At 44.0% G+C, this 21,052-nt stretch carries 16 protein-coding genes; 13 read left to right on the top strand and 3 right to left on the bottom strand.

The features are described 5' to 3' along the window. Positions 1–90 precede the first annotated feature (90 nt). The 13 genes from B4E62_RS05345 (at position 91) to B4E62_RS05285 (ending at position 16,899) form a co-directional block, all read left to right on the top strand. Complete coding sequence (locus B4E62_RS05345) at positions 91–1,326, top strand: DUF4297 family anti-phage-associated protein (RefSeq protein ID WP_331351373.1); 1,236 nt, start codon at positions 91–93, stop codon at positions 1,324–1,326. Then, positions 1,323–3,092 carry an anti-phage-associated helicase HerA gene (gene herA, locus B4E62_RS05340; RefSeq protein WP_331351372.1) on the top strand — a complete coding sequence of 590 codons (1,770 nt, stop codon included), beginning with the start codon at positions 1,323–1,325 and terminating at the stop codon, positions 3,090–3,092. The genes B4E62_RS05345 and herA overlap by 4 nt, the downstream gene beginning before the upstream one ends. Positions 3,093–3,263: 171 nt before the next feature. After that, complete coding sequence (locus B4E62_RS05335) at positions 3,264–4,673, top strand: DUF2130 domain-containing protein (RefSeq protein ID WP_331351371.1); 1,410 nt, start codon at positions 3,264–3,266, stop codon at positions 4,671–4,673. A 244-nt stretch (positions 4,674–4,917) separates the two neighbouring features. Further along, the gene (locus B4E62_RS05330) at positions 4,918–5,343 is read left to right on the top strand and encodes a hypothetical protein (protein WP_331351370.1); all 426 of its coding nucleotides are present in this window, start codon (positions 4,918–4,920) and stop codon (positions 5,341–5,343) included. A 113-nt stretch (positions 5,344–5,456) separates the two neighbouring features. Then, complete coding sequence (locus tag B4E62_RS05325) at positions 5,457–7,199, top strand: ABC transporter ATP-binding protein (RefSeq protein ID WP_331351369.1); 1,743 nt, start codon at positions 5,457–5,459, stop codon at positions 7,197–7,199. Positions 7,200–7,548: 349 nt separating this feature from the next. Beyond that, complete coding sequence (locus tag B4E62_RS05320; RefSeq protein ID WP_331351368.1) at positions 7,549–8,844, top strand: hypothetical protein; 1,296 nt, start codon at positions 7,549–7,551, stop codon at positions 8,842–8,844. Positions 8,845–8,913: 69 nt separating this feature from the next. Next, positions 8,914–10,014 carry a hypothetical protein gene (locus tag B4E62_RS05315; protein ID WP_331351367.1) on the top strand — a complete coding sequence of 367 codons (1,101 nt, stop codon included), beginning with the start codon at positions 8,914–8,916 and terminating at the stop codon, positions 10,012–10,014. Positions 10,015–10,136: 122 nt separating this feature from the next. Next, positions 10,137–10,721 (top strand): hypothetical protein, encoded by a 585-nt coding sequence (locus B4E62_RS05310; RefSeq protein ID WP_331351366.1) that lies wholly within the window; start codon positions 10,137–10,139, stop codon positions 10,719–10,721. Between the two features lie 147 nt (positions 10,722–10,868). Next, positions 10,869–11,114: a hypothetical protein gene (locus B4E62_RS05305; RefSeq protein WP_331351365.1), complete on the top strand. Its 246-nt coding sequence runs from the start codon at positions 10,869–10,871 to the stop codon at positions 11,112–11,114. Between the two features lie 660 nt (positions 11,115–11,774). Then, entirely contained in the window at positions 11,775–14,168 is a 2,394-nt protein-coding gene (locus tag B4E62_RS05300; RefSeq protein ID WP_331351364.1) for a DNA polymerase II, read from the top strand. 84 nt (positions 14,169–14,252) lie between these two features. Continuing rightward, positions 14,253–14,654 carry an SMI1/KNR4 family protein gene (locus tag B4E62_RS05295; RefSeq protein WP_414633254.1) on the top strand — a complete coding sequence of 134 codons (402 nt, stop codon included), beginning with the start codon at positions 14,253–14,255 and terminating at the stop codon, positions 14,652–14,654. Positions 14,655–14,838: 184 nt separating this feature from the next. Further along, the gene (locus B4E62_RS05290; protein ID WP_310075964.1) at positions 14,839–15,624 is read left to right on the top strand and encodes a lytic transglycosylase domain-containing protein; all 786 of its coding nucleotides are present in this window, start codon (positions 14,839–14,841) and stop codon (positions 15,622–15,624) included. Positions 15,625–15,834: 210 nt separating this feature from the next. Further along, positions 15,835–16,899 carry a hypothetical protein gene (locus tag B4E62_RS05285; protein ID WP_331351362.1) on the top strand — a complete coding sequence of 355 codons (1,065 nt, stop codon included), beginning with the start codon at positions 15,835–15,837 and terminating at the stop codon, positions 16,897–16,899. 92 nt (positions 16,900–16,991) lie between these two features. Here B4E62_RS05285 and B4E62_RS05280 read toward each other — a convergent pair whose 3' ends face one another. The 3 genes from B4E62_RS05280 to argF form a co-directional block, all read right to left on the bottom strand. Next, on the bottom strand, positions 16,992–19,022 hold the full coding sequence (locus B4E62_RS05280; RefSeq protein WP_331351361.1) for a carbohydrate-binding module family 20 domain-containing protein: 2,031 nt from the start codon (positions 19,020–19,022) through the stop codon (positions 16,992–16,994). A 346-nt stretch (positions 19,023–19,368) separates the two neighbouring features. Next, on the bottom strand, positions 19,369–19,707 hold the full coding sequence (locus tag B4E62_RS05275) for a hypothetical protein (protein WP_331351360.1): 339 nt from the start codon (positions 19,705–19,707) through the stop codon (positions 19,369–19,371). Between the two features lie 408 nt (positions 19,708–20,115). Next, positions 20,116–21,033: an ornithine carbamoyltransferase gene (gene argF, locus B4E62_RS05270; RefSeq protein WP_331351359.1), complete on the bottom strand. Its 918-nt coding sequence runs from the start codon at positions 21,031–21,033 to the stop codon at positions 20,116–20,118. Positions 21,034–21,052: the final 19 nt, after the last annotated feature.

Here is a 21,052-nt window from a genome sequence, read left to right as displayed (position 1 = left end):
GAAGTGCATAGATTATCAAACAGGGTAAGTAGTGCTAACGAATTGTAATTTCCTTCGCTGGCTAAGTTAAATAATAAGAGGGTAGTAATAGTGACGGACCGGAGTGCTACAGCAACCATCAAAGGTTATTTTTATCAGTTCGATCAGACAATCGTTCGACTACTCGAGGCTTCTTCCGGTGCGAGCATAATCGTGGAAGGTGTTGAAGATATAGATCTGGACGACGGCGATGAGAGCGCATTTGTTCAGTGTAAATATTATGAGGGAACCGAGTATAACCATTCTGTGATTAAAGACGCTATTATTTTGATGCTCAGACACTTTCACGCCGCAGGATGCCCAAGAAATCAGACTTTCAAGTATCGGCTCTACGGGCACTATAAAGGCGGACAGAATAAGCTCGTACTTCCTCTCTCAGACGCTTTTTTGAAAGCTAACTTCTTAACCTATACACAAAAAAAAGTGGAACACAGGGTTTACGAAGAATTAGGATTAACCGCTCACGATATTTCAACATTTGCATCCCTACTCGAAATTGACATAAATGCGTTATCTTACGAGGATCAGCAGCAGAAACTGAACAAACTCTTGATCGCTGCAATTCCCGATAGTAACGTCATTGATGTGGAGTCATTTTTTTATCCAGCTGCAATTAATGTAATTCAGAAACTAGCAGTTGAGTTGGACGAAAAAAGACGAAAGATTATCAAAGAAGATTTCTTAAAAAGCATCAATCGTAAAGAAATTATTTTTAGTGTCTGGTTGCAACAGAAGTTTGGGGCGGATTATTACGCGAAGATGATTCGAAGGAAATTTTTCAATTCCAAAACAACAAAGATGCCGATCGCTTCAAGAATCTTTATTATCGACATGAATGGAGTATGCGAAGCTCAAAAGGCAGCCGGGATGCTTGCTAAACTTGGTGACTTCTTTTCTCACAAAGAGCATGCGCGAACACCTCCGCAAGATCGTTTCTGTCCCTACGTGTTACTCCGAGGTATTACCTCTACGGAATTGATAAAGATTAAAGCAGAGCTGTGGGATCAAGGGGTCAGGTTCAGCGAAGGCTACCCTTACCAAGGGGCCGATTTCTCTGAAAAATTGCTTGTTGACCATCCAACCAAGGAAAATCTCTGGCGACTTAAATTCATTCCATCAGAAGCTAAGTTGATATCAACAGTCTCGGCAATTTCGGGCTCAATTATTGAGATCTATGATTTTTACCAAACAATGCCTTTAGATCCAGCGCTTGTTCCAAAAGAAAAGATATATCACCCAATCAGAAGTAGCAGTTCATATTTCGTTCAAGAGGTTATGCAGGCATGAGTGACACAAATGAAATCAAAGCAGAAGTGATTGCAGTTTTTCCAGATAAGGTAAAGATCTCGGTAAGTAACATTGCAGCTTTTTCCGATGGAAAAAGTCTTCGAGTCGGATCCTATTTGCGGATTACTGATAGCGAAGACTGCGCGCTGATAGCAATCATTGAAAATTTTTGTATAGAAGTTACAGAGAAAGCAGAGCGTCGCCACATAATTGAAGCATTACCTTTAGGTATCATTACTGAGGGAAAATTTATTCGTGGAGGAGACACGCTGACGATTCCGCCTACAGGTGTAGCACCAGCTACTGAAGGCGACATAAAAAAAATCTTCGAAGACTCTGTCGATCCTGCGAAAAAATTTGTATTTAGTTCGTTGGTTTCAAATTCCGCAATTCAAGTACCGGTTGATGGTGATCGATTTTTCAATAAACACATTGCTGTTGTAGGTTCGACAGGTGCGGGGAAATCGCACACCATCGCAAAAATTATTCAGTCTGCAGTTGGCGCGAAGAACGGTGAGTATAAGCTCAATAACTCTCACGTGGTTATATTTGATATTCATTCCGAATACAGATCAGCCTTCCCGGACGCCAATTTTCTAGATGCAGGCACCCTGACGCTTCCGTATTGGCTACTCAATAGTGAAGAACTCGAAGAAGTATTACTGGATACTGGCGAGCGAGATAACTATAACCAATCGGCTGTTTTTCGGCAGTTAGTCACCGAGAATAAAAAGAGGCATAACAAAGGTGCTAAATATGTTTATTACGATAGCCCATTGAAGTTTGATATCCATCAAGTTTTGAATGCGCTGTACAACATCAAGAACGAAACTGTGAACTCAAAAAATGAAGCGCGATACATGGTGGTGGACGCTTCCTATTCCCTTCCGACGGATGGCAAGACTGAACCCAGTCACGGCCTCCTCTGGGACTCAAAGGAACGATTAGATAGATATTTTGCAGGCAGGCTCGAATTTCATCCTACGAAGCCGCAAAGCATTACGGCCGGCAGCTACGCAGATAAGTCGCTTGATAAATTTTTCACTCGCTTTGAATCGAAAGTGGCGCAAGATCGACTTCAGTTCCTCTTCGGTGTGGCGGCAGATACAGCCACTCTCGAAGGTACCCTCATGAGTTTGATTGGTTACGGAGATAAGCAATCTAACGTGACTGTGGTTGACCTTAGTGGCGTGCCCTTCGAAGTACTTAGCATTACCGTTTCGCTGATATCCCGAATCCTGTTTGAATATGGCTATCACTATAAAGTGATGAGAAGTGCGAAAAGCGAAACCGTTAACAACGATGCGCCTATCTTGTTGGTGTACGAAGAAGCGCATAAATATGTTCCTAACAGTGAGCTTTCCAAGTTCAGAGCCTCGAAGTTCTCTATTGAGAGGATTGCTAAAGAGGGGCGAAAGTATGGGGTAACCTTATTACTTTCAAGTCAACGCCCTTCGGAAATTTCCGAGACAATTTTCTCGCAGTGCAGTAACTTTTTGGCCATGCGATTGACGAACCCAAGCGATCAAGGGTATGTATCTCGCCTGCTCCCAGACACGCTTGGCAATCTGTGTGAGAAACTACCGACTTTAGGTGCTGGTGAGGCTCTGCTGATTGGGGAGTCCGTAGTCATGCCATCTTTAGTTAAGATTTCTCCTTGCAGTCCCGCCCCATCTTCAACTGACATTCCGTATTTCCAACTTTGGAAAGAGGAATGGAAGAATGTTGATTTCACAGGAATCAAAAAAACTTGGCTCAAGGAATGATTTCGTGATCGCTTGCGATTTAATTTGAGTATCCCTATAGACGGCGACTGTTTTTTTAAGGTTAATTAAATTGCAGTGTAATGCTCTGAGTTATTTAAACGAGAAAATCGACGGTTAGTTTTTCTACAATTTAGTTAACGTCACCCAGTAAATTGAGACGGAGAAATAGTTATGCATGAAATTATCTGCCCACACTGCAAGAAAGCATTCAAAATTGACGAAGCAGGGTATGCAGATATTCTTAAGCAAGTTCGAGACAAGGATTTCGAGCACCAGTTGCACGAGCGACTCGAATTGGCGCAACAGGATAAGCAAAATGCGGTTGAACTCGCAACAGCTAGAGTCACTAGTGAGTTAGAAAAAGCCGCCTCAGTCAAGGATTCAGAAATTCAAATGCTAAAAGCTAAACTTGACGCAAGTGAGGTGGCTCGGCAACTTGCGGTAACTCAAGCGTTAAGTGCCGTGGAGAAAGATCGTGATGCAATTGCCAACGAGCTTGCGAAGGTAAAGCAAGAGATGCTGGTGGCCTCACAGCTGGCCGAAGCTAAACTTGTGAATGAATTGCAGAAAACCACTGCGATAAAAGAGGCAGAAATTCAGGATTTGAAGGCAAAACTTAATGCTGGCGGCATTACCCAGAAACTTGCAATAACAGAAGCAGTAAGTGTCGTCGAAAAAGAACGTGATGAGCTAAAGAATGGTTTTCAGCGATTAGAGCTAGAGAAAAATCTAGCCGAAAAATCTCTAAAAGAAAAGTATGATGTACAGCTCAAAGATCGTGATGATCATATTGAGCGATTGAAAGATTTGAAGACAAAGCTATCTACAAAAATGGTCGGTGAAACACTGGAGCAGCACTGTGAAATCGAATTTAACCGTATTCGATCCACTGCATTTCCAACAGCTTACTTTGAGAAAGATAACGATGCACGTAGTGGTAGCAAGGGAGATTTTATTTTCCGCGATTTAGATGAGGCCGGCACCGAGATTGTTTCGATTATGTTTGAAATGAAAAATGAAAGTGATGAGACCGCGACCAAGAAGAAAAACGAAGATTTTTACAAACAACTAGACAAAGATCGAACCGAAAAAGGTTGCGAATACGCGGTGTTGGTTTCCCTGCTTGAACCCGAAAGTGAGCTTTACAATATCGGAATTGTTGACGTGTTTCACCGCTACCCGAAAATGTATGTTGTCCGACCACAGTTCTTTATTCCTATTATTACCCTATTACGAAATGCGGCAATGAAATCGCTCCAGTATAAATCGGAGCTTGCGCTGGTTAGGGCTCAAAATATTGATATCTCTAACTTTGAGATTCAGCTAGATGATTTCAAAACAACCTTTGGTAGAAACTGGCGGCTTGCCTCGGAAGGTTTCGAGGAAGCTGTTAAGCGAATTGATGAAGCAATTAAAGACTTGGAAAAAACCAAGGAGGCACTTTATAAATCGGCTAACAACCTACGTTTAGCAAATGATAAAGCCGAGGATCTTACTATCAAAAAGCTTACGCGGGGAAACCCAACCATGGCAGCGAAGTTCGCGGAGCTCAAGAGTCCTGATTCGTCCGATAAATCATGAAACACCTTTTTGGCAATGCAAGGACAAAAGGATTATTTCTTGAGGTGATTTTTCATGCCAGCTACGTCTCATGATAAAGATTTACTATGTGAGTTTGCACATATATATGTCTGTGCCTGGGAGTTATGCGAAGTAAAGGGAATTGGTTTTCATTCTCGCTAGAGTGAAGGGCTCATTTGCGCCCAAAGCGCACATATTCTGCGTTTAATGCACAACACATTTTAAACTGTTACATCGGGAAAATATGAAACTGACTTCGCACAAAATATTAAAGTTCGTTGTAAAAAAACGAGAGGTCTCATTGGCAGAAATTGAGCCATTGATTGATAAAGCGTTTAATGATTACAGAGACTATTATCCTTTAGCTATGTTATGTACTGGCGAGTATACCAAGTGTGACTGGAGCGTTAAGGGTGCGGCGATAAAAGATGAGAAGGTTTTGGCCTCTATGTTTTATTCCACTATTTCAAAGGAGCGTAGTGTTAATTTGTATACGGCTCCTATAAATCCGGTTGCGCCTGAGAATAATAAATTTCATACAACTCCAAAAGCTGAACTTTATTTTTCATCTGAAAGAGAAAAACGTTCTGATCGAATATTTTCCATGGCAATAGGAATAATTGTTGGGATCTGTACTGCCATTTTAACTGTTAAACTCAATCTAAAGTAAATTAGGGAAATATTGCAAGGTATCTTTATCGCTTTGCTGTGAAAAAGCAATACACTTGGTCTAGCTTAAAAACTGCTACTGCGCTCAGTGTTATTTTTGAAAGGATAATGTAAATGATCAAAAAGATTACAATTACCAATATCAAAGGAATTGGTGAAAACACTGTCAATGGAATATATGAATTTGATGTTCCGAAAAATAAGCCTAGCATTTTTGTCGCCCCAAATGGTTTTGGGAAAAGCTCCTTGGCTACCGCATTTAAATCACTTAAAAGTTCAAAGATCGAACTTCATAAAGATGACTTTCATCAAGGAAAAGACGATATAGTTCCTAGGATAGAGGTTACCTATTTGGATGATAATGGCGACATCAGCGTTTTGCGCGCTAATGACACTACCAATGAGATAAATAATGTCTTTGATTATTTTGTAATTAACAATCAAGTCTTCGCTAAAGCGAAGAAAAGCAGAATTGGCGGTCACGTTATTGCCTCTGCCTCTCTAGAAACACCGCCTATAGTATTGTCTAGTAGCATCCCGGAAAAGTCAGAATTCAATTATTCAATTGCCAACCATAGAAATAAAATCGGAAGAAATGGAAAGGTTTTACCAAATATCTCTAGTATTTATAAAAATGGAAAGTTCATTGCTGAGTTGAATAACCATCTTGTCTATCTTGAGAGGGTGTCTGGCCAGCGTATTCAAGAAAAAATAAATTCATTTATACAAAGGTTAAACGAACAAAATGGATCTAGATCTAAGCTATTAGACTGGATTGACGAAAATGAACTTGAATTTCTGGAAGGAACAAATAATCTCTCAAATATAGCTGCTCTCTGTGTTTCATTCGATTTGGGTTTTACAAATTCTGCTGAGAATCATCTGGCCGCCATCCAATTGGCATTAGATTTTAATGAAAATCCCCTCGATTTTAAAAAGGCTGTAAGAAGATCAATATATGATCTTGGCAAATCTTCCTATGACAGACTATTTAATGATTTTAATTCCAGTTGGAAGGAGTTTAAGCCAAAAGAAAAGGATGGAAAGCTAGTTGTCGAGATGCCAAAAGTTCACCAAATATCAAATGGGCAAAGGGACGTTATGTGCTTTATAGCACTTCTCAAAAAAGCTGAGCTGAATCTAACAAAAAAAAGAAGCATTCTAATAATAGATGAAGTTTTTGATTATCTTGATGATGCCAACTTAATAGCTGTTCAATATTATGTCACACAGCTAATAGCAAAATTTAAAGACGAGGGTAAGATGTTTTATCCTATTATTCTTACCCATCTAGATCCATCGTACTTCAGAAATTATACGTTTAGCGATCAGAAAGTGTTTTATCTAGAGAAACGAGAGGCCAAGATTAACTCGCACCTTAAAAAATTACTTGTGAATAGAGAAAAACCTGAAATTGAGAGTGCTGTATCTAAATACTATTTACATTACGAACCACAACCGATAAATGTTCGACAGGAATTTGAGACTTTAGATCTTAAGCCAACGTGGGGTGATTCTTCTGTTTTTGATCAGTATGTATTTTCTGAGTTTGAAAAATACATGGCTAACGAGTCTGTTTACGACCCATTTGCGGTGTGTTGTGCATTACGCAAGAAAATCGAAAAGTATGCCTATGAAAGATTGGATAGTGAATATTTAAAGGCAGAATTTCTTGATAAGCATAAAACACCAAATAAGCTGAAGTTTTCTGAAAGTAAGGGCATTGTTATACCAGAATCGTTCTATTTGTTGGGTATTATCTATAACGACGGAATGCACTGGAAAAATAATGAGGCAGCGATATCTGGAAAATTGGAAAATATGATCATTAAAAAAATGATCAAGGACGTTAAATAACTACTTCCCATGCCGGATATTGAAAAAACTCGCTGCTTCCATACAGATTCATCGCTGCATTCGATATTTTCCGTATTACGGCGCGTTAAATTTCTGAATTGCTCTGATTAAATTCTATCTGGAAAATGGTCGCGACTAATACAATAAATTTCTCGGGTTATATCCGTTTTTAGCCGAAGATGTACGTGAATTAATTCGCGTATGAAATTATGTGAAATTATTCGAGTGGATTTTAACCGACACCTAATATCTGAGAGAGTGCTGTGGGTAGGTGTTTTTTGCAGGAATGTTTTTGTGGCGCAATCGTTAGCATACAATGTAATGCAGGTTTCAATTTTGAGAGTGACACTTGAGTAATATGAACGGTGGCAAACAATCGCAGCTTACCGGCGAACGGGCTGAAACTAAAGTTCGTGATGTTCTACTTGATGCTCAAATCTTCTGTTCAAAGTATGAGCATGACAGGGGAGAAGATTTGCTAGTGGAGCTTGAAGGCTACACTGAGCTGGCTAATGCTGGGAGTGAGCCGAGAATTGGATTACTTCAAATTAAGGGTCATGACGCCGAAACGGCTTCTACTACTGGTGCAGGTATCGCCAAAAGGCAACTTGATCTTAACCACTTGCGTAGATGGGCAGCCATTCCATTCCCTGTCTTTGTCGTAGCTGTCGAGCTTCTCGGAAACGAGCCGCTATTTTTTGCCCGCTCAGTTGACAGGATAATAGGCGATGTCGCGCCGGAGGGACTGGAAGTGCTTGAGCAGCGGAAAATAACGATATCGCTTCCTCGGGCAGATGACTTGCCTTCATTTTTGAAGAATGAAATAGCTGGATTCTATTCACTTCATGCCTTTCAGCTTGCAGGTCTTTCCGAAAATTTGATTGCCAGAAATCACTACGAGGTTATTTCTTCAACTACTTCTATTGTCCCTCCTCAGGCTAAGGTATGGCTAAAGAATATACGAGTTTTGTGGAAGGGCCCTTGGCGCCCGACTCATTTCTGGGCGACGCTTAATCATATTGCTGATCAGCTTCAAGAGAAAGATGGTGGACGGTGCACTCCATTGCTGGCAACAATTCATGTATATCGAAGCTTAAAAGATAATCGAGATAATAACGCTATCGCACACGTTTCTTGGCTTGAAGACGATCATGCAATTACGGCATCACTAAAAGAACTCATGAATTGGCCAAAAGCGGCACATTGGACACGCTTTCGGTTTCATGGAGCATCTGCACTCGAAGAATTGCCCGAGTCATTTGTCATGGAAGAATCTGATGACTCATTCATTTTCAAAGCGGAGAAAATCTGGGTAGAGCTTGATTCCATTTTTTTAGAAGTAATGAACTCTTTGACGAAAGACCTGAGGTTGCCTGTTGAAAAACTAACTCGGCTGGAGATGTCGCTTCACGAAATTGATAATGGTGCTATTCAGCAGCTTGGCCGACCGTCGCCACAGCTAATCATGGTTGATAGAATGATTAATCAATATACCTTTGTCTTAACGGGAGTTTTTACTTGGATCAAGGGAAAACCTGACACTCCTGAAGTAAGCCGAAAGCGATGGTTGACGCAAGACTTAGAAATGGCACAGGGCCTTTATCGTGCCTACTACCCAATAGTAAAATTACTTTTGGATCGGTAGGCGAGTTAGCTCATTGCACTAGCCCTCTGCATACATACACTGTTTGTCTTTAAGAAAAATGGAGGAATAATGGCTCAAGGTGTAGTTGCGGATAATTGGTCGTTGCAGGATATAACGAGTCTGTTCACAGACGGGTTTGAGAGGGATGACGCTCATGAAATTGTTGTTAATGGCGAACAACATTGCTATCGAGCCGTGTCAAGCGCTGTTATTCAGACAGAGGCTCTTTTTGACTTTCTCTCTGACCTTATTCTTCGAGATGAAGTATTAGTCGATCAGCAATTCACTTATGCATGGGATGAAGTTCAAAGCCCAATCCTGGAAGCAAAAAATCTTGGTGTTGTAAGGGCATATCCCTTTTTAGCTGAAGCTGAAAAAATTGCAGGTCCACGTGATCGGATTATAAGTCATATCTGCTCTACTGAATCTTTGAGACTTGAACACCGAGAAAATGTTGAGGGTTGGAATTCCAACGGGACAACGCCACATGCTCTTTTGTCTGCGACCTTATGGGGCGGAGCAGGCATGTGTGCCAGAAGCTTCGTGTACGAAAAGAGTTATACTCCACATCCTTTACGAAAAAAATTGTTTATAAATTCAGGATTTATGCTGCCTGCTGCTGATGCTCTTCATCAATTGACTACATTTTTAGATGACCAAAAAGTCAAAGTCACAAAGAAGATATACGGTAATGACTCTCTTTTTTCTGCGTATATTAATCTTCCAGCATTACCTATTAGGATCATTCAAGAGGCTAACTCTGCCGATAAACTAATTACAATCGCCCTGCAAATGAGGAGTGATTTTCAATCACTTCGTGACTGGCTAAAAATGTTTCAGAACGCGATGAGTGCAGACGATACAAAGAGTCTTTTGGATTACAGAAAACAGCTTGACTCAGTAAGTCAATATATAGATAAAAAAATAGGGTATGGAGCGGAATCTAAACCGGTGACAATGGAAGCTGGAATGGGAATCTTCAAAATCGCTACTCAAGGTAACCCACTGGAAAATATAAAAAATCAATTTGGTGTAAGAGCTATGCTTAATAAATTAGTTTTGGGCGGTGCTGGGCGCGCAGAGTTAAAAAAATACGTCAGCATGTTCGGTGAGAAAGGTTCAGAAATTGGCTATGAAATTGAAAGATCATTTACACAAAATCCTTCTTAAGTAACCGTTATTCTGTTTCCCCATGAAAGAAATTTCTTTCATGGTATACAAAGTATTATTTTTTGGTATTAATGAGCGCTTTTGGCCGAAATTTACTATATGGGAAGACAGGTATTTTGATAATGAGTGATTCTGTCGGTCGCGTTAACAATATGATGACTGTTCGATTTAGTAAGTCTCATTTTGATGTTGGCATTGTTGATGTGGGTCTTAAAGGAGCGATTACTAAAAGATTTCACTTGGATGAAGGATTGTATCTTTCATCTATGGGTCGAATTTGCTCATGGAAATCAGCCGCTTCATTTGATACAAAAGAAGAAGCTGTTTTGTTTTTCCATGAATGGGTAAATAGAAATAGACCTAAGCGCGCACAATACAAATTAGAGGTAATCGAATATACGACCCCTGAAGATGCGTATATTTTACTTTTCGATGAGACACACCCGCTATGGGCAATTGAAGTGAGCGAAAAGCGCAATATCGCACAGGCAGCTAGAGCATATTTCTATGACTATCTGCATGAGCTTCAGTACAGTACAGGCACCCTTAAAAAATACCGTCAAGAAATATTAAAATATGGTGTTGATATTAATAATAGAGTTGACCCAGAATTAAACTTAATTTTCCGATCCGCAAAAATCCGAGAGCAATATCATCAAGATAGCTGTTTAATCCAGGCGGATAAGGCTCATTTACATATAGTTTGATGCGCATTGGTTGATAAATTCAAATCAGTTCAATTGGGCAAGATGAAGGTCAGCTTTAAAAATGCCGATGAGCTCGTTAGGCGTTGGGAATCGGGCGCTCGGTGCCTAAGCGGAAACTTTTGATTTTTTCCAACGGAGGATGCAGCTATGACTTACATGAGTACACAGGATTGTGACGCCCGAATTAAAGAACTTGAGGGCTTTCGGGACGATTGGCAGAAGATGATCGCTGAGAATGAGAGCCAGCTTAGGCGGCTGATGAATCTGAAAATCGCAGGCATCGACGAGTACGATCAAGCGATTGTTCAGGCGGAGGAGGCTGGAAAGCAATTGGTCGCAGCCAAGTCAAACATCGAAGCGACAATTGAGAGAGTACGTAGCGGCGGCCAGTAGGGCATGAGCTAGCTAATAAACCAGCTTACAAGGACTGCAGGCAAAACCAATTCAAAATTGTGCATCCATATATTGATGATCATGCATTACATTACTCGTGGGCAACCGGACAAAACAGTATTCCAATTCAAGGAATATCTGCCGTCCGCTATAAATGAAAAAACCACCGTGCGGTGGTTTTTTCTTCCCAGACAAGAGTCAACTTAATGACACCTGCTAGGGATTAGTTGTTAGTCGTTATCATACACATCATCACTGCTTATATCCAGATTGGTTGCTTAACACGGGGTTCAGTGATCCCGACGCTGAATATGCACCTGAAACCAGAGCAAAGCGGATCTTCAGAAAATGCACTTTCAAGCGGAATTATGAGCCTTGTACAGAGTGTGCGAACAATTAAGATATCCCGCTCGCACCCCCAGACATTCACCGAGTTAATGTTTTATATCCCAATAAATTGTCCCCGTGTCGCGAAGTTTACTAAGCCATTGAAAAATATAGACTCGCTTGGACAACTCATGTGTCGTTTTAAGACATCTCATCTGTCGTTTTGGACAACTCATGTGTCGTCCGCCGCCGCCGTATAGATTAGATTGGCTGATTGCATCCCTATCACCCATACGGGATAATACTGGTTAACCAACCAGTTCCTGTATCCCTATGACCAATGCCTTTTTATTAACCCGCCAATGGCGCGACACACGTGACGGTGTCGCGCTCGATTTGTGGTGGGCGACGGAGCAGGGGAGTTGTTGGACGCAGATTACCGGGCAGGAAGTGGTGTTTTTTGTGTTGCGCGAACAAGCTGCACAGATCCAACCGTTAATCAGCCGCTTGCGCCAGTGGCGTATGGCGGAGGTGGAATTAAAGACCTTCCTCAATAAATCCGTTAACGCGCTCTATTTTAAAAGCCACCGCAGCGCGCGCGATGCGCAAGATATTTTCAAGCAGAACGATATTCCCTTTTGGGAGAGCGATATTCGCCCGCCTGAACGTTATTTGATGGAGCGATTTGTGACGGCGGGCGCGCAATTGGATGTGCCCATGCAAGCGTTTTCCGCGCAACAACCAATAACGAATCCGCGTATTGCACCGCTTGCCGATGAGCAATCACTCTGGCGGCCTGAGTTGCGCATGCTTTCGCTCGATATTGAAACCTCCATGGATGCCAAACAGCTTTATTCCATCGGTGTTTGGTGTGAAGAAGGCAAGCGCGTATTTATGGTGGGCGAGGGGACAGACACAGGGTTGGTGATTTTTTGCGTGGACGAAAAAGCCTGCCTGCAACAATTTTTTGTGTTTTTACAGCAGGTCGATCCCGATATTTTGATCGGTTGGAATTTGGTGCAATTTGATTTGCTGGTGCTGGAAAATATTTGCCAGCGGTTGAAAATAGAATTGCAACTGGGGCGCGCCAACCAATCCATTAATTGGCGCCATGAAGAGGGCGACGGCGGGCGCAGTTTTGTGGTGATTCCTGGGCGCGTGGCGCTCGATGGTATCGAGTTACTGAAAGCGGCGAATCACCAATTCCAAAGTTATTCACTGCAAAATATTTCGCAGGAGCTATTGGGTGAAAGCAAATTAATTACCGGCAGTGATCGCGGTGATGATATCACCCAGTTGTTTAAAACCGATAAGCTGGCGCTAGCGGATTACAACTTGCACGATTGTGAATTGGTATGGAAAATTTTTGTGCAGCAGGAGCTGCTGGCGTTTGCTCTGGAACGCAGCCAATTAACTGGCTTGTTGTTGGATCGTATCGGCGGCTCGGTTGCCGCGTTTGAATATTTGTATTTGCCGCGCTTGCACAGGCGCGGTTATATCGCACCGAATTTAGGTGAATTTGAATCTGATGTGATTAGCCCCGGTGGGTATGTGATGAATTCGCGGCCGGGGATTTATGACAATGTGTTGGTGCTGGATTTTAAAAGCCTGTATCCGAGCATCATTCGCACCTTTTTAATTGACCCTTGTGCTTTCTGGTTGGCGCAACATAATCAACTCGATGAAGCGGAAACTGTTCCCGGTTTTAACGAGGCTTATTTTGCGCGCGAAGGGCATATCTTACCCAATGTGATCGAGCAGCTCTCAGCCGCGCGCGACCGTGCCAAACAACATAAAAATGCGCCGCTTTCCCACGCTATCAAAATTATTATGAATTCGTTTTACGGTGTGCTGGGCTCAACCGGCTGTCGCTTTTTTGATCCCCGTGTTTGCAGTTCTATTACCTTGCGTGGCCATGAAATTATCCAGCGCAGCCGCGATTGGATTGAACAACAGGGTTACGCCGTAATTTATGGCGATACGGACTCGCTGTTTGTCTGGCTGGAAAATAATTGTGTTGGTAAAACACCGAAAACACCTGAGCAGTGCAACAGCATTGGTAAACGCTTGGCAAAAGAATTGAATATTTGGTGGCAACAAACACTGCGCGATGAATTCAATATTAACAGTGCATTGGAAATTCAATACGAAACCCATTACCTGCGTTTTTTAATGCCGACTATTCGCGGCTCTGAGCTGGGCACTAAAAAACGTTATGCCGGATTGGTAGAGGTTAATGGCCAGCGCGATATGGTGTTTAAAGGGCTGGAAAATGTGCGCACCGATTGGACGCAACTGGCCAAAGAATTTCAGATGACGCTTTATCGGAAAATTTTTGATGGCGAAGATTATTTTGATTTTGTGCGCAACACTACCGCGCAGGTGTTGGCGGGTGAGCGCGACCTGGAATTAATTTATCACAAGCGCTTGCGCCGCCATCTGCACGAATACCAAAAAAATGTACCGCCCCATGTGCAGGCTGCGCGCAAATATGAACAGTTAACCGGCGCACGTTTGCGTCGCGGCCATTGGATTAGTTATCTGATTACGGTCAATGGCCCCGAACCAGTGGGATCAGATGATATCAATATGGCTCTGCACCAGGGTCCGATTGATTACCAACACTATGTCGATAAACAGCTCACTCCCGTTGCCGATAGCATTTTGCATTTTATGGATGAGTCGCTCGGGCAGTTGGTTGAGAGCCAGATGTCACTGTTTGGTTGACTTGTTATCGCCCCCGCCTCGGGCTATATTCCGCCTCCCATTTTGTAATCTTCAGGTAGTGCTATGTCTGAGAAAGATTCTGATATCGATGAAGTCCTTGAGATGCTGCGCGATCACAACGAGCCAGTCCCTGTACCCTTGGAATTGCCTGATGAAGATAGGTTAGTCGAGATTGAAGAAGAGTTGCTGCTGCCTATCCCCCGCGAGATGCGTAGTTTCCTGCTGGAAGCGAGCGATGTGGTTTATGGTTCTATCGAGCCAGTGACGGCTGCTGATCCTTACTCGCATACCTATTTGCCCGAGGTGACCGCAGTCGCCTGGGAGCAGGGCGTGCCGCGCTATTTAATGCCGTTGTGTGAAGTGAACGGCGCCTACTACTGCGTAGAACAAGATGGTGAGGTGGTGTTTTGGCGCGATGGTGAATTGACTGACGAGACCTGGCCATCGGTATGGCACTGGGTGCGGGATGTGTGGCTGGAATCCTGAACCAGTCGTGTTGCGATAGCTGCATCAAGTCACGAAAATAGATTTTGGTGACAGAGCTTTGCTCTGGCCTGAGCTACACTAAATCTCCCGGCCAGCGTTTTGTCACATGCTGGCGTTATGGACAAGCCAGTCGCCGTTAAAGATCCTAATTAGTCACTATCCTAATCAGTAAAGAGCAGTCTCAGTGCGCAAATCCCTTTTGTCATTTGTCATTCCTCTTCTGGTGTTCACCAGTGCGGAGTTATTGGCGGAAGTGGATGCACAACCCTCAACGAAAACCTCGGCGCAGGATTCCAGCCTTGAGGATTTTGAAGCCCATGTGCGTCGCGTAGCCGAAAAGACCGCAGCGGAAGAAAAAGCGCGCAAAGAGCAGGAGCGATTAGAAGCAGCGGCGAGCAAAAAGCCCGCGCAACCCTTCACGTTTTTTAAGTATCAGAAAGGCGGTTCTGTCGCTTATTCAGATCGCCAACCTAAAAAAGCTGCCTACGAAGTCATCGTCTATACCTCTTGCTACGCTTGTAACCCCTTATCGCGCGTCGATTGGCGCGGTACCAAACTCTACATGACCGAATTTACCTATTTGATTACCCAGGCCGCCAGCAGGTACGGTGTTGATCCCGCGTTGGTGCGTGCGATTATTCATGCCGAATCCAATTTCAATCCGCTCGCGCGCTCGCGCAAAGGCGCCATGGGGTTGATGCAATTGATGCCCGGTACCGCCAAAGATATGGGCGTCAGCAATGCCTCCGATGCTGCACAGAATATCGATGGTGGAGTGAAATATTTGGCGCGTATGCTGGAGCGCTTTGACGGCAGTATTACTATGGCGACCGCTGCCTACAACGCAGGACCGGGCGCGGTGGAAAAGTACCGGGGGGTGCCACCCTACGAAGAAACCAAGACCTATGTTTTCCGCGTCAATATCCTTCATCAGCGCTACAAAAATCAGTTGGCCTTGGCGCGCAATTGATCTGCCGGCTTTCCTACCGATTTCCCCCTTATATCCCCGCACCTTGCTACTGGTCTTTTGACGGTTGTGCTCATAACCAATAATTCTAATTTTCACGCCAAATAACGCTCAAAAAATCAGCATTTTTGCCGCTATAGAGATTAACCCGCGCTTTCCCAAATGAATTTCCGGTGGGATTTTCTCTATTTCTCCAAAAAATGGACGGCAGATATGATTATTTCCAATGCCCTTATTGGCATGGCAGCACAGCGTGATTACCGCGAAGAGCACAGCGTTACAGAGCGGCTGGAATTTTGGCTGGATCAGCCGGCAGCCGCCGTGCAAGCGGCTAATACCGAACCACAACCTCAGGGTGTGGCAGTGGATCTCTCCCGCGCAGGTTCGCTACTGGCGATGCATCGCCAAACACAGTCGCTCGATTTAAGCACACCGGTGGATTCCCGTGATCGCTTGAATATGATGATCATCGCGGCGATGTATAAAGCCATCACCGGCAAAGACTTGGATGTGGCATCGCCCGCTGAGGTGCAAGCTGCTACGGGTGCCAACACGCAAACTTTGAGTGTGGACACAGCGCCGCCCGCGCAAGCGGTCACTACCCGCAGCACTGGCCCGGGTTTGATTTATCAGCGGCACGAGCGCTATCAGGAACAAGAATCGATGAAGTTCCAGGCGGTGGGTGCGGTGCGCACGGCTGATGGCCGCGAAATCAATTTTTCTGTGGCGATGAATATGAGCCGCGAGTTTGTGCAGGAATCCAATCTGCACATTGAGGCGGGCAGTAAAAAAATTGATCCGTTAGTGATTAATTTTGATGGCTTGGGTGCATCACTTAGTCAAACACGTTTTGAGTTTGATTTGGATAGCGATGGCACAGCTGAACAAATTGCGAGCTTGCGACCTGGTAGTGGTTATTTGGCGTTGGATCGCAACGGCGACGGCAGCATCAATAATGGCAGCGAATTATTTGGCCCTAGCAGTGGGCGCGGTTTTACTGAACTTGCTGTTTACGATGAGGACGGCAATCATTTTATCGATGAAGGCGATAGCATTTATCAACAGCTGCGCATCTGGATGACTAATGAAGATGGCTCGACTCAATTAGCGGCGCTGGGTGATAAAAATATTGGCGCCATTTTTCTGGGGCATGTGTCCTCGCCATTCCAATTAAAAGATGCGGATAACCAATCGCTCGGTGAAGTTGTTAATTCAGGTATTTATCTCAAAGAAGATGGTGGTGTTGGTGTGGTGCAGGAGATAAATTTAACGGTGTGATTTAAATTTAAAAAATAAAAAAGGCGGCTGCTTGTTAGCAGTCGCCCCAAAACGCATTACCAATCCATGTGAATAGCTGTAGAGATAAAGAGTTAGAAAGCGCCCAGTGTGCTGTTGGCGCTGCCAGTATTAAATGTATTATTGCTGCCACTTTCCCACACAACACCTGCTGCCGCATTATTTTCTTCGCGCTTCAAGCATTTCCATTCCACTGCTGTGTTAGCCGGTATTTGAATTGTGCCGGTCCAAGTTGGATAGCTAGTAGGATTTAATTTGATAGCTGAGGCTGCAGTCCAATTCCCTAACGCGGCACTGTTGCCCACCACATACACGCTTTGTCCTGAATAAGTGGTTCCGTTTTGGCAAGTAAAGCTCACACTAACCGACGCACCAGTTGAGCTCGCTGCGCTGCTCGAACTTGCAGGTGTACTTGAGCTACTCGCTGCAATAGAACTTGCTACTGCGCTGCTGGTGTTATTGGCAGGGGTGATGCTGTACTGCAAATTTGCATCGTTAAAGGTGATGGTGTAAGTGCCCGGCGTAGTGACGAGAATATCGTTGCCACTGGCGTCAGCAATTAAATCGCTGTTGTTGTTGCCCCAGTTGTTAACCCAGTTGCCGTAGGCATCAAATTTAAAGCGACCGGTGTTGCCGGTGAAGCTGGTGGTGCCGACCCAAGTGCCTGCGGCGCAAGTCATATCGGTGCTGGCCCAGTTATTAAATGTGCCGCGCAATTTCATTGAGGAGTAGACGCAGTTGTTGCCAACAACGCTGCCATTTTTTGCTTGCACATGAATTGCCGCTGCGCTTTTTGCTGCAACATTAAATGTCGCTGTGCCATTGGCGGCAACGGTAATACTTGCACCCGTGCAGGTACCGTTTACAAAATCGCCCGCGATAACATTGCAATAATTTCCTGCCGCCAAACCGGTTTGCAAGGTGACATTGATTGCACTGCTTTCACCATTAACGACCACAAATCCTAAACTGCCGCGACCAAACGCAATAGCGTTTGCACCGTTATCCCACCAGTTAGATAAATAAAATGCCTCTTTTGTGGCATTGCGGAAGCCGACCATATTGGCGATTTCGCGATTGCGGTGCTCGCACAGCCAACCGTTATTACAATTGCTTGCAGGCGTTGATGTTGGTGGGCCTTGGTCGTGATCGGTCCAATCGTAACTGGACATGACTTCTGGGTACCCATAGGGATAGGCGAGCATAAACACGTGCGCAATATTATTTATATTCATGCCATCTTTGTGCGTCACAATATTGCTGGTGTTTTGACGTTGGTTATCGTGGTTGGCAACAAAAGTCACCGCATCACTACTATTTAACCAACCGCTCCATACGCCGATATTGCGCAAATCTTTTAGCGGTGCGCGCCCTTTAAAATAAGTGCCCAAGGTGCTGCTGAAATTAAATTCAGTCACATCGCTAATATAAGTGTATTGCGCGGGCGTAATAGGTTCGTTAGCTGCGCCAATCACTTCCTGAAAGATATAGGGGCTGCCATTTAAACGGCTGACAATATTAGCGATATCGCCACTGGGCATATGTTTTGCCGCATCGATACGGAAACCGGCTACACCCATGCTCAACAAATCATTCATGTAAGCAGCGATTTTCCCGCGTACATAATCGGATTCGGTTTTTAAATCATTTAATCCCACCAGATCGCAATTCTGCACTTGCCATGCGTTGGTGTAATTAATAGGACCTGTACAGGTGTGAAAATCATTTACACCGTAGGGCACTTCCGGAAAATTGCGATTGCCCGCCGACATATGGTTGATAACAGCATCGACATAAATCCCGACACCAACAGCCTTACAGCGCGCGACCATGCTGGCAAATTCAGCGCGTGTTCCCGAGCGGCCTTCAATCGCGTAACTCACAGGTTGATAACGTGTCCACCAAAAACTTCCGGCAACGGATTTTTGTGGTGGCGATACTTGCACTGCCGCATAACCTTTCGGGCCTAAAAAATTTTCGCATTCAGATGCAATGTCATTCCACTTCCATTCAAATAAATGGACAAAGGTAGTTTGTGCAAAAGCAGGGGACGAGATTAACGGGCATAGCAAAAAAGCAAACAGGAGTTTGGGGAGTGTTTTCATAATGGTTTACCGAAGTTTTGATGATTATCTTTATTAGGTTTGTCTACATGCAGGGCATGCAACAGCAACTTCCAGCAGCAGAATACGGCAAATGATTTGGATAAATAGTTTGAATACGTATGCAGTAACAATAATTATTTTCGAATACAAATTTGCGCGACACGCGGAATTTTATCCAAGCGATGGCAAGCTTTTCTTATAGGGCAATTTTTTAGTGGAGGAATGAATTGTGTGTCGGCACTAAGGATTTGAATCGGTAGGAGATTTTATAAAGCAGAACAATAAGCCCCATTCGGGGCTCATTGCAGTGGTCAAAGCTTTTTATGTATTTAGTGTCAGCACTGTTTTATTTATTGGCTGACAATACTTGTTCTTTGGTTTCACTGGCAATTGGAGTGGAAACACGGTTTTTCAATACCACTGTGTCGCCTTTTGCCAGGGTGTCCAATGACATAGTACGGCCTTTCTCAGTTGCTACTTTTGCGCCCTTGATGACGTTAAAGGTTTTGGTAGCACCGTCTTCAGTCTTGATGGTGATAGTGCTCTCAGCAGCATTTACTTTGGTTACCACACCAGGAACTTCTTTATAAGCGGCAAAGGCTTCAGCGTTCGCCATAACAGACAACGTTGACAGGCTGGCAAATGAAGCGACGGCAATAGCTTTAGCGACGAATGATTTTGACATGATAAAAGCCTCAGGAAGTAAGATTAATCAGAATGTTTAACTGCACCCACGGGATGATTATAGGCATGTCAGATTTTAGTTTGTTACTTTTTGTTACGAATTTTAAGATTGTTTTCGCACAAAAACCGAAATATTGATTATTTTTATTCATATATAGAATATTAAAATTAATTTAAATCTCAATATGTTATTAAAAGCGTTATTTTGGGTCATTTTTCAGAAAAGGTGTTACCGAGTGTAATCTTTTGGTGTTTTTACTTGTTCCATATTGGTGCCAAGATAGACAACGTTGTCTATTGATGTGTCATTTTGGTGAGCAATAAAAAACCCGCCAACTCAGGAGAATTAGCGGGTTTTAATTTTTGCGTCGATTTGCACTGACTTGTGTAAATCGCGGCGTACGGGCAATTACTGGTTAAACAGGAATTCCATCAGCGCATTTTGCGCATGCATGCGGTTTTCGGCTTCTTCCCAGACAACTGCATCAGGCGCATCGAGGATTTCTGCTGATACTTCTTTGCCGCGATAGGCGGGCAGGCAGTGCATAAAGAGCGCATCGGCTTTAGCCAGGTTCATCAGCTCTTTATTGACCTGGTATCCGCTGAAGATTTTCTCGCGCTGCTTTTTTTCATCTTCCTGACCCATTGAGGCCCATGTGTCGGTGACAACCAAGTCGGCACCGGCGACTGCCGCGCGCGGATCGTTGGTCAGTGTGACACGATGCTGGTAGGGCGTGACGAATTCATCTTCCGGCTCAAACCCTTTTGGGGTGGCGATACGCAATTCAAAGTCGCAGAGTTCAGCCGCTTGGATATAGGTATTGCACATGTTGTTGCCGTCGCCCACCCAGGCTACGGTTTTGCCCGCGAGTGATCCGCGTTTTTCAACGTAAGTCTGGATATCGGCCAGTAATTGGCAAGGGTGATATTCATCGGTTAGGCCGTTGATCACTGGCACGCGTGAATACTCGGCAAAGCGCTCGACGGTGTCGTGTCCAAAGGTGCGGATCATCACCATATCGACCATGCTGGCAATACAGCGTGCGGCGTCTTCAATCGGTTCACCGCGACCGAGTTGCGAATCCTTGGTGGACAGGAAAATCGCATGGCCGCCCAATTTGGCAACGCCAGACTCAAAAGAGACGCGGGTGCGGGTGGAGTTTTTCTCAAAAATCATCGCCAAGACTTTGTTGTTAAACGGCTCAGGAGCGGTGCCCTGGCGCAGCATAGCTTTGAGTTCGATGGCGCGCGCAATTATCTGTTGCAGTTCGGCGCGGTTAATATCGGCGAGGGTTAGAAAATGTCTCGGTGCCTTTGAGGGAACCATAATCATTGCTCTTTTATTG

Source organism: Cellvibrio sp. UBA7671 (genome assembly GCA_002483145.1).
GTDB lineage: Bacteria > Pseudomonadota > Gammaproteobacteria > Pseudomonadales > Cellvibrionaceae > Cellvibrio > Cellvibrio fibrivorans.
The sequence above is the reverse complement of the archived record's forward strand: the minus strand, read 5'-3'. Positions and strand labels throughout refer to the sequence as shown.

What these genes read in the sequence shown, in the direction of transcription:
- B4E62_RS05275 (WP_331351360.1), bottom strand. Translation starts at nt 19,707, where the DNA reads ATGTCAAAATCATTCGTCGCTAAAGCTATTGCCGTCGCTTCATTTGCC.
- B4E62_RS05330 (WP_331351370.1), top strand. Translation starts at nt 4,918, where the DNA reads ATGAAACTGACTTCGCACAAAATATTAAAGTTCGTTGTAAAAAAACGA.
- B4E62_RS05305 (WP_331351365.1), top strand. Translation starts at nt 10,869, where the DNA reads ATGACTTACATGAGTACACAGGATTGTGACGCCCGAATTAAAGAACTT.
- B4E62_RS05310 (WP_331351366.1), top strand. Translation starts at nt 10,137, where the DNA reads ATGAGTGATTCTGTCGGTCGCGTTAACAATATGATGACTGTTCGATTT.
- B4E62_RS05285 (WP_331351362.1), top strand. Translation starts at nt 15,835, where the DNA reads ATGATTATTTCCAATGCCCTTATTGGCATGGCAGCACAGCGTGATTAC.
- B4E62_RS05300 (WP_331351364.1), top strand. Translation starts at nt 11,775, where the DNA reads ATGACCAATGCCTTTTTATTAACCCGCCAATGGCGCGACACACGTGAC.
- argF (WP_331351359.1), bottom strand. Translation starts at nt 21,033, where the DNA reads ATGGTTCCCTCAAAGGCACCGAGACATTTTCTAACCCTCGCCGATATT.
- herA (WP_331351372.1), top strand. Translation starts at nt 1,323, where the DNA reads ATGAGTGACACAAATGAAATCAAAGCAGAAGTGATTGCAGTTTTTCCA.
- B4E62_RS05280 (WP_331351361.1), bottom strand. Translation starts at nt 19,022, where the DNA reads ATGAAAACACTCCCCAAACTCCTGTTTGCTTTTTTGCTATGCCCGTTA.
- B4E62_RS05325 (WP_331351369.1), top strand. Translation starts at nt 5,457, where the DNA reads ATGATCAAAAAGATTACAATTACCAATATCAAAGGAATTGGTGAAAAC.
- B4E62_RS05315 (WP_331351367.1), top strand. Translation starts at nt 8,914, where the DNA reads ATGGCTCAAGGTGTAGTTGCGGATAATTGGTCGTTGCAGGATATAACG.
- B4E62_RS05335 (WP_331351371.1), top strand. Translation starts at nt 3,264, where the DNA reads ATGCATGAAATTATCTGCCCACACTGCAAGAAAGCATTCAAAATTGAC.